7 protein-coding genes are annotated in these 9,359 nt (G+C 50.9%); 3 read left to right on the top strand and 4 right to left on the bottom strand.

Annotated features, from left to right (window positions below; all coding sequences use genetic code 11):
• On the top strand, positions 1 to 191 hold a 191-nt coding region (locus I9184_RS20780; protein WP_209835618.1), incomplete at its 5' end, for a hypothetical protein.
• A 466-nt stretch (positions 192 to 657) separates the two neighbouring features.
• Positions 658 to 1,799, top strand: a protein-coding gene (locus I9184_RS20775) for an IS3 family transposase (protein ID WP_209835617.1) whose coding sequence is annotated in 2 segments (ribosomal slippage) — positions 658 to 904 and positions 904 to 1,799 — 1,143 coding nt in all. Because the reading frame shifts where the segments join, the coding sequence is not laid out codon by codon here.
• 355 nt (positions 1,800 to 2,154) lie between these two features.
• On the opposite strand, the gene I9184_RS20770 is transcribed toward I9184_RS20775, so the two are convergent.
• The 4 genes from I9184_RS20770 to I9184_RS20755 all read right to left on the bottom strand — a co-directional run bounded on the left by I9184_RS20770 (position 2,155) and on the right by I9184_RS20755 (position 5,743).
• Positions 2,155 to 3,165 (bottom strand): DUF2955 domain-containing protein, encoded by a 1,011-nt coding sequence (locus I9184_RS20770; RefSeq protein ID WP_171725207.1) that lies wholly within the window; start codon positions 3,163 to 3,165, stop codon positions 2,155 to 2,157.
• The gene (locus tag I9184_RS20765; protein ID WP_210092780.1) at positions 3,155 to 4,219 is read right to left on the bottom strand and encodes an HlyD family secretion protein; all 1,065 of its coding nucleotides are present in this window, start codon (positions 4,217 to 4,219) and stop codon (positions 3,155 to 3,157) included. The genes I9184_RS20770 and I9184_RS20765 overlap by 11 nt, the downstream gene beginning before the upstream one ends.
• Positions 4,216 to 5,295 carry an AI-2E family transporter gene (locus tag I9184_RS20760; protein WP_171634622.1) on the bottom strand — a complete coding sequence of 360 codons (1,080 nt, stop codon included), beginning with the start codon at positions 5,293 to 5,295 and terminating at the stop codon, positions 4,216 to 4,218. The genes I9184_RS20765 and I9184_RS20760 overlap by 4 nt, the downstream gene beginning before the upstream one ends.
• Positions 5,296 to 5,473: 178 nt before the next feature.
• Positions 5,474 to 5,743, bottom strand: coding sequence for a potassium channel family protein (locus tag I9184_RS20755; protein WP_348539562.1), 270 nt, complete (start codon positions 5,741 to 5,743; stop codon positions 5,474 to 5,476).
• Positions 5,744 to 6,164: 421 nt separating this feature from the next.
• On the opposite strand from I9184_RS20755, the gene I9184_RS21190 reads away from it, so the two are divergent.
• Entirely contained in the window at positions 6,165 to 8,816 is a 2,652-nt protein-coding gene (locus I9184_RS21190; RefSeq protein ID WP_209835615.1) for an AsmA family protein, read from the top strand.
• The last annotated feature ends 543 nt before the right edge of the window (positions 8,817 to 9,359 follow it).

The following is a 9,359-nucleotide window of genomic DNA, read 5'->3' as shown; positions in this document are numbered from 1 at the left end:
AACCCAACACCAACGACCGGACATTGGAACATCTTGGACATATACTCGCCGGACAGGGATGTTTCGCACGTTGCCACCTAAAGCAATTTGGAGTGTGCGATCCGCCTGTGCATACGGCTTTTGCCTGTAACTGTTTAACAGAAGGGCAATTGCCGCTATGCGATGGCTTGAGCTTGATGGAAAACCTTTGAGTCGCAAATGGCAAGACTCGTGCCTCGTGCTATTCTAGGGAAATTTAAAATCAAAGGCTTAGATGTCGATGAATGGCAAAACTATGTGTCGCCCGACATTCCTTGTGGGACGACACATAGTTTTGCCATTTGGCAGCCATAGTCGTTCCATTGGTGATAGACGCTTCGTTTTTTGTTGGTTCGCTATGTGCCAGTCGGTGATGGCTGATGCCGGAATCGGATTGGGCAGAGGTGGTTGGGCCTAGTCGCATTTTTCATGACCTTGGGTATGCTCACTTGAGGTGCGTGCGCGTAACGACGATTTGCCGAGTTTTCTTTGGCTGAACTGGTTAGTTTGAATTTTGCCAAAACTAACGAATATCCTCGGTCACTGCTGGACAGCTGTTCACCACACTTGCCTCATGACCCAACCACCTGAAATCAGGCCACTGAGGTGTTAGTAATCCGTCCAAGCAAAGGATGGACTATGAAACGCAGATTTTCGGACGAACAGATCATTGGAATGATCAAGGAATACGAGGCTGGAGTTAAAGCACAGGAGTTGTGCCGAAAGTACGGGATCAGCGATGCAACGTTCTACAAATACAAGGCCAAGTTCGGCGGGATGAACGTTTCGGATGCCAAGAAGCTGCGTGCACTGGAGGATGAGAACAACCGCCTGAAGCGCATGCTGGCAGATGCGATGCTCGACAATGCGGCATTGAAGGATCTCGCGACAAAAAACTACTGACGCCCGATGTCAAAAGACGGGCCGTGTCAGACGTGATGGATCGACACGATTTGTCTGAGCGTCGGGCGTGTGAACTGGCCGACCTGCACAGGTCTGTTTTCCAGTATCAGAAACAGGACGAGGATGACGCGGCCCTGCGCAAGCGCTTGCGCGAACTGGCGAACGAACGTCGTCGGTTCGGCTACCGGCGTTTGGGCATCCTATTGGCCAGAGAGGGCTTTGAAGTGAACCACAAGAAGCTGTTTCGTCTCTACCGTGAGGAAGGATTGGCTGTGCGCCGTCGTCGGTCGCGCAAACGAGCTTTGGGCACGCGAAGGCCTATTCTTGTGCCGGATCGGGCCAACCAGCGGTGGTCGTTGGAATTTGTGTCCGACGCCTTTGAGGATGGTCGGCGGTTCCGTGTGTTGTGCATCATGGATGACTGCACCCGAGAGGCACTGGCAACTGTCGTGGATCGTTCGTTGTCAGGCGCGCGGATGACCCGTGAACTGGATGATCTGATCCGCAGGCGTGGCCAGCCGGACATGATTGTCAGCGATAATGGAACGGAAATGACATCTCATGCCGTTCTTCGATGGTGCCAAGACGCTGGCGTTGGCTGGCACTACATCGCACCAGGCAAGCCCATGCAGAACGCATTCGTGGAGAGCTTCAATGGTCGACTGCGTGACGAATGCCTGAACGAACATATCTTCGGCAATCTCGCAGAAGCCCGAAAGATCATTGAAACCTGGAGGATCGACTACAACACTCAGAGACCACACACATCGCTTGGCGGACTGGCACCGGCCGTTTACGCCAATCTCAACCGTGCCGCCCGGTCTGCTTCGCTTGAGCTACGCAAAGGCTCCGCTCAGCAGGCCTTGACCGCAACCTAGTCACGAGAAAAAAACAGGAACGGATTCTACATCCAAACGGCCCGGATCAAGGGGCTGGGTCAAAGATCAAATGGCATGGGCAGCTGTGGTGACAAAGAAAGAAGATCGCCACGATCTCATTGACGAGGGTAATAACTTGCTGCGGTACATCGTTAAGGAATTTGCCAAGGCTTGAAATGCCATTGTCGAAGGTACGTGAGAACAGGTCGGGCACTCAACCAGAGATCGCTTCACAATAAACCACTACTGCGATGTTTGCGGTTTGTTATGGCGCTGCAACTCGTGCGGTGGTTGCGAAAATTGGTCAAACTGGGAACTCTGCTGGTTTCAGCGCCAAGTTTTGTCGCAACTAACTTCATTGAGTCGCCTGGCGCTCTTTCTCCGGCCAAAACTCATCTACCACAACATATGCGATGATTACAAAAAAAGCGGCGCTGGCAACTTGCAATACGCGAGTGATGCTCTTGACGTCAGCTTCGTCTGAAAATGGTGCAACCGAACCGCCATATACTATCAGAGCTGTCGTAATAGCGGAACCGGCGGCGGCGGCGAGCGGGACTTTTGACTTTCCAAGTGCTCCGAGTGTTAGGCAAAAGAAAAAACACAGCAAAACGGGGGTGAGAATAACCGGAGCTATTACGTTTATTTCATAACAAATGATGGATACTGCGGCCCCAAGTAGATTTGCCGTCAGCATAGCTTTTGCAACTGTTTTGCCTGCAGCAGGCATTGCCGCAAGTTGCTGGCTCAGCAGGGCGACAAAAAACAGGACCAACAAAGCAGAAGCGCCGGAAATAAAGAACGCCATAGCAAAGGGCACTGTGACCAGAGACATCCTGACTATTCGGCGATGTGAGTCGAAGTCCGGCGATGTTGCAGCTTTCTTTTGAGGTGCCGTTTGAGGTGCAGCGGGTATCAACACGAACATCAGCGTCGATACAAAGCCTGCAAACAGCAGATTCAGTGGTATCCAATACACGAGCACCAAGGCCAGATCCTGTGATTGCAAAACCAAGTTCGGGATCATCAACGCTCCCATGAGGGCGATGACACCGGGCAATACTCCGGCACCGGAAACGGACCATATGAAAGACAGGATTATTCCAATCGCCACTAGGATCAGGAACACAACAGGATATGGTGAGAAGATTGAGGAAAGCAGGAATGAAGTGAACATCAATCCAATCGAGAAGACAAACAGCTTGCCAAACGCCGCCAAAGGCAATGCGGCAGGCGCTTGAAGAAAAAGGGCAGTGAAAACCGCTCCAATGATGGCGAGTGGCCACCCGAGAAACAGGCCCAATGCAAATACACCGGTAACACCCAGCGCAAGCCGGGTGACAGAGCGTTGGTTCTCAGTATGCATAGGAGAAGATTGAAACCACGCGGATGTAGGCGCGGCCTACGAGGTTCAGCAACGAGTTGTCGCTTAGATACATGATTACATCGGCCTGCCCGTTCAGTTGAAAGCGAAGATCGTCTTCGGCACTTCCAGCTTCATAGCCGGGTAAAACAATCCTGACCGGAAACCTTTCGGGCTCCCGCAAAAATCCCTTGGTGCTTGGCGGGCTCGCCAATTGCCCTGGCTCATCACTGCCACTCAAAGAAACAGCAGCACTAAAGCTCTCAATGACGCCCGGAACAATCTTGCCTGGATGCATATCCAACACCACATCAACCGGAGACCCTATTGAAGCTCTTCCCAGATTGTTCTCGGTAAAATACGCCTCGATCCAGACGTCGGTTGCATCCAGAAACGTCAAAAGATCCTGGCCGGATCGCGCATACGTTCCGGGGGCAATCAGCAGATTAGAAATGACACCTGTCGCAGGAGCACGCAGTTCGGTCCATTCAAGGTTCAGTTCCGCATCCGCCAAGGCCGCCAGTGCGCGCTGGATTTTCGGGTTTTCAATCCCATCGTCACCAAGCCTTTGCTTTGCTTTTTCCAGATCAGCTTTTGCGTTCTCAAAGTTTGCCTCGGATTCTGCCAGTTGTCCTCGTGCATCATCGGCTTTTGAGACGGCAATCAACCCTTTCTTTTCGAGCGCAAATACACGTTCCGTCTGAATGCGCATCGTATCCAGATCGCTCTGCGCCCTTGCGAGTTTGGCTTGTGCCGCACTTACCTCTGCCGAAGACGCACCCACCTCTTGGGTTGCCGCTTCAAGATCAGCTTCCGCCTTTGAACGCTCGATTTCGTAGGGTCTGGAATCTATTCGAACCAGAACATCACCTGCCGAAACGATTTGGCCGTTTTCTACCAAGACTTCCGTTACCGTTCCGGTCACCTGAGGCACGATTTGGGTGGCTACAGCTTTTACTCTGGCGTTCCCAGTAAATGGTGTTTTTCGATCAGCGACCAGATACCAGACAAGGAAAATCAGAATGACAGCCAGGGTTGTCCATATCGTTTTCCTCATTTCGTCGCACCTTCGACAGTGCCCTCGGCTTCAGGTGAGGTATCAATCCAAACCTTGAACAGCTCATAGAAGACAGCAAAGAGTACCGGCCCCATAAAAACGCCGATCAACCCGTACGCCATCATACCTCCGAGAACACCGATGAGGATGACCAGCATGGGAGTCTCAAGGCCTTTTGAGATGAACACGGGTCTTAGGAAACTGTCCATTATCATGACGGGAACGGCCAATATGGTGAAGATCAAAGCAGTTCCACCGGACATAGAACTCCACGCGTAGATAATAACTGGTATCAGAACCAGTCCGGGCCCGATTTGGATAATTGAGAGTATGAGGCAGATAAATGCCAGCGTGGCGGCCGAAGAAATCCCAAACAATGCCAACAGTATCCAAACGAAAACTGCCTGAATGGCTGCTACGCCAATCACGCCTTTTGTAACGTTTCGGATCGTTGCGCCTGCCAGTGTCACGAATTCACCGCCGCGCGGCGCAAAGACACGGTTGGCAAAGCGCTGAAGACCCTGGACCAAATTTGGCCCGGGGCTGAACAATGCCCCCATAATCAACACGGACAGAGCTAAGCCAAGAAGCCCGATACCAATGCCCAACACCTTTCCGAAGAGCGATTTGGTGATTTCAAGGATTTGCGCGCCGTATTTTGCAAGCGCACCGTCCAGATTCCGTTCAAACATACTCCAGACATCGGCAATCTTGCTTCCGATCAGTGGTAGTTCCTTGATCCCCTCAGGGGCAGGGGGGATTTTCAACTCACCCTTGTCTGCTTGTTCCGCAAACTCGGACCCTAGTTCAGCAGCCCCGGACACCGCAGTTGCGACTGGCCCGAGGGTCAGAACAAGGCCCAACAAAACCAAGATCGTTGTGGCAAGTTTTTTCCGCCCTCCCAGCTTGGACTGGAGCCAATCAAATGCCGGGTAAAGCGCCACACAGAGGATCGTTGCCCAGATAACCACGCTCGCAAGCGGGGCCACCATAACCAGGGCGCTGTAGAGGAATAGTCCAAGAAATAGCAATCGTATCGCTAGATCGACAATCTTCGCGTCCTGAGTCTTTTCCATTCCATCCCTCCGTGAACTTTTTTTGAATGTTACACTCAAAAAACCTAATATGTATATTTTTTTAGAATTTAGTGGTCATCTATCAGCTTGAAGACACAAATTAATCCGGGCCACGGCTTGAGATGCCCAGTCAAATCAATGCCTGGGCATGAGTTCGGGTTGGCCAAATTGGGATAATCTACTTGTCCGCTTTTTTGTCGTCTTGGGACAAGATTGTATCCGCCACTGTGGTTGCTGCAGTCACGAAGACACCGAGACCTACAATGATGTATACCATCGTAAAGATCTTCCCTGCCGCGGTTTCGGGTGAGAAGTCACCAAACCCTACGGTCGAAATGGTCACGACAGAAAAGTAGATTGAGTCGAGCCAACTCCAACCTTCGACAAAGTGGTAGAAGGCCGAGGCCCATAAAATCATTCCGACTGTAAAGGCAAGAAGGCCTTTCACTCTACCATCCTTGAAAGCAACACCAATCCCACGTGTGATTCTAGTTAGCGAATTCATTGTGTCCCCATCGTTTGAATAATTCACATATAACAGTAATTAGATGGATGAGGGAATTGAAGTATTTTAGCCGCCACTAGTTTGGTTGGGCGTCGGGTCGCAGTAATCAAAGCTAATGCAATGTGCCCGTTTACGAATCGTTAAACGCGTTTCAAGCCAGCTATTTTGAAACTGGGTCAGCAGCACATCCTAAATTTAGTCCTTTAACCGTTTCTTAGCCGCCCGACCAATTCCGCAAGAGCAGTCGGCTAAATGGTCAAGGTCATTTAGGGTTCAGCAAAATGAGAAGCCACATATTCCATTAACATGATGCTTTAATGGTCTAGTCTGCCCAAAAAAGGAATCAGAACCTTAGGAGAAAAGCGTGCGGTTCATCACAAAAGGTGTCATGGTTTGTTGCGCTGTCGCGTTCGTCGCGGTTGTTGTGGCATGGCTTTTCCTGTCCTCTGCGTTGTTTTCTTCTGTCAGAGCCACTTTTGTTGAAAACCTGATCTCGAAGAAACTTGGTCAGGACGTGTTAATCGATGATGAAGTGCGTCTAGGCCTTGGTCGGCAACTGCATGTATCAGCAGCGGGATTGGTACTACCCGGCGCGATCAGAGCCGAAGCGAATCTGGCAGCAATCGACAAACTTGAGTTCAAAATTTCTGCCCGCGACCTTTGGAACAGAAAATTGTCGCTGAGTGAGCTTTCTCTCTCGGGTGTTCACCTCAACTTGATCACGGACAAAGACGGTGTCGGAAACTGGCAGTCCGCTTCCCAAACGGGCGCTAGAGCCGTGGATCCGGCCAAACCTGCAAACCTGTCTGTGGCTGGAATTCTAACGGACCACAAAATTGACCTGACCGATGTCACCGTTCTTTACCAGAACGATCTAAACGGGCTTGATCTGGATCTGCAGCTTCCTGAACTGAATTTAAAGCGTGATACGGAAACCGACGTTGTGACCGCGGTTGGGGCTGGTGCACTAAACGGAGAGAAGTTTACTCTGAACGCGAGCATTCCTGCGGACGACTCGTTTCAGGTCGCGGTGAACTTCGATCAGATTGCGATTGCCGCCGAGGAAGTCCCTCAAGAGAACGGGCTACAAGTGAATACGACCATAGAGGTTGCCGAACTTGGTCAGCTTCTTGATATCCTGAAACTCAATCGCGTTCTGGAGGGTTCAGGGAGTATTGGTGCAGCATTCAAATCAGTCGACGGCGTAGCCCGGATTGATGACCTGGCTGTATTGACTGAATTGGATGGTGGGCAAAGCCTTTCGCTGACGGGACAAATCGGAGAGTTGGGAAACCCAGAAGACGTATCCCTAACAACCCGAATTAGGTTGTACCCAGAAGATGCGGAACCAGCCCCAGCCGCCTCGCGGTATGATCTTAAACTTATCGCAGTCGACATGGTTATCGACAGCGTGCCTGGGCAGGTGCCGCAGCGACAAATGGTCATTAAGACCAACGGTTTCACGTTGGACACGTCCGGCGAAGGCCCGCCCCCGATTAAGTTCTCCGAGCTTTCCAGAACACCAGAAGGCGCTTTAACAGTCGGAAACATCAACCTTAGAATTGGGAACCCAGCCGATCCGTTTATCATTTTGAACGGTTCGGTCGATGACGCGCTTCAGTTGCAAGGCATATCAGCAGAAGGCCTAGTGGATATACCGGCAAGCAGTTTGATCTCGCCAGAATTGTTGGGACCAGACGACCAGCTTGGCAGGTTTTCCGGTGACTTCCATTTGAACGGCGACATCAATCAGCTTTCGCTGACGAATTTGGATGGGAAGACACGCGATACAGACGTATGGAACCTTGAGGTGCATGGCACTGTCGAGAATGTACTCAAATTCGAGGACCTGGATTTGGCAATTGATGTCGCTGTTCCATCCGGAGCGGATCTTTTGCAGGCACTATCGCTTGAACGTGTGGAAACCGGGCAGGCTCGCCTTGAAATCAATCTTGTTAGCGAAGGCACTGATTGGAACGCGAGTGCCAATGTTGAGGTCGCCGACTCTATCTTGCAGATTATGGCCGATCTTGATGATGCAACAAGCGACCCGGTGCTGCAGGGTTCCATTGAGAGTGACCTGATAATGATAGATCAGATCCGAACTATCATTCAGGCTGCCGCACAGTTGCGGAAATTAGGCGGCCCAAATCCGGAAGAGAAAGAACCTAAGAAAGAAGACGAGGGCAACCAAGGCGCGTTAAGAGATGTAACGCTTAAACCTATCGGGCGCTCAATTCTCTTGTCCGGCATGGATATGGATGTCGACGTTGACCTTCGGCACATCGAAGGTGCCAAGGGCATCAGCAGTCTGCAGAGCGAAGTGACGCTCAACAAAAACGCGCTTAAGGCAGGACCACTGAAGTTTGAATACGGAGGCGCTCATTTCGACGTCAGTGGGCAAATAGATCTATCGAACGACACACATCTGCTCACGTTGACCGGCAAGGCAGGTGGCTGGCAACTGGATGAAATTCTTCACAGCTTGAACTTCAAAAAGGGCGCAAGCGGTACAATCTATGCAGATTTTTCGGTGACCGGCGGAACCGATTCAGTCAAGCATTTTGCCAATAGCATGAGCGGCAATGCCACAGTTTCTATGCGTGACGGCTCGATCGAGACCCAGCTTTTAGATCTGGCAGGATTGGGGGTGCTACCTTGGGTGTTTACCAAAAAGAAACAGAAGGTTGCTCCAATTGTATGTTTGCGCGCGCCGATTAGTATTTCAAATGGAAGTATTTCGACGAAACAAACCACATTGGAGACAGATCATGTCCAAGTCGTCGTCTTTGGCGGTGTTAATGTGGAGGGCAAGGTTTTGGACCTAAATCTGCAGCCCCGCAAGATTGGCGAACCTCTTTCGAAGAGCCCTTGGCCCGTGACCTTGAAGGGTCCACTAGCAAAGCCGAAGATCAAGGTCAAAGACGGTCCGAAGCGGCTGAAACGATCGGATGGTGCGGACAAAATGCCGGCAAGAAGACAGCTTTGCGTTCCGGACATTTTACAACTGCAGTAGTGGCGGAGGCAGTCGATAAAAGACCATTCTTAAAGTTCAAAAAGAATGGCATCGCTTTCTGAAAGCGACTTTTGCTTTGGGTTTTCTCTCGATATATTCCGCACGTTAGGCGAATAGAGACTCTCGTGGAGTTCAGCGGACATGATGGAAGACCTTTGAGACGCAAATGGAAAAACGTGTGCTCTGTTGAAATGGTAGCTAAAGCGAAATCAATAGCTTAGTGAAGCGTGAGTGGCAGAACTATGTGTCGCCCGACACTTTGAATCCATTGGAAAAATTGGCGGTTTTTACCAGCTACCCGCCAACATACCCACCTACCGATTTGAATGGCTGCACGAAGATTGTGTTTCCAACCATCGCGATTTCTCTCCGCAGCCTTCGATGAATCCGATCAAATAGCGCCCGTGATATGCCCTTGAGTTTCCACGCGATCTTATGGACACAAATCAAGGTTTGGATAAGTACCTGGGTTGATTAAGACTGGCCATTAGGGTCAGAATTCATAGCCAAAAAGATGACGGTAGCCGCCTGTGCGATGGCTGA

Origin of the sequence: Ruegeria sp. HKCCE3926, assembly GCF_017872515.1 — a bacterium.
Classification (GTDB): Bacteria; Pseudomonadota; Alphaproteobacteria; order Rhodobacterales; family Rhodobacteraceae; genus Ruegeria.
This window is presented reverse-complemented; position numbering and strand designations above follow the sequence as displayed.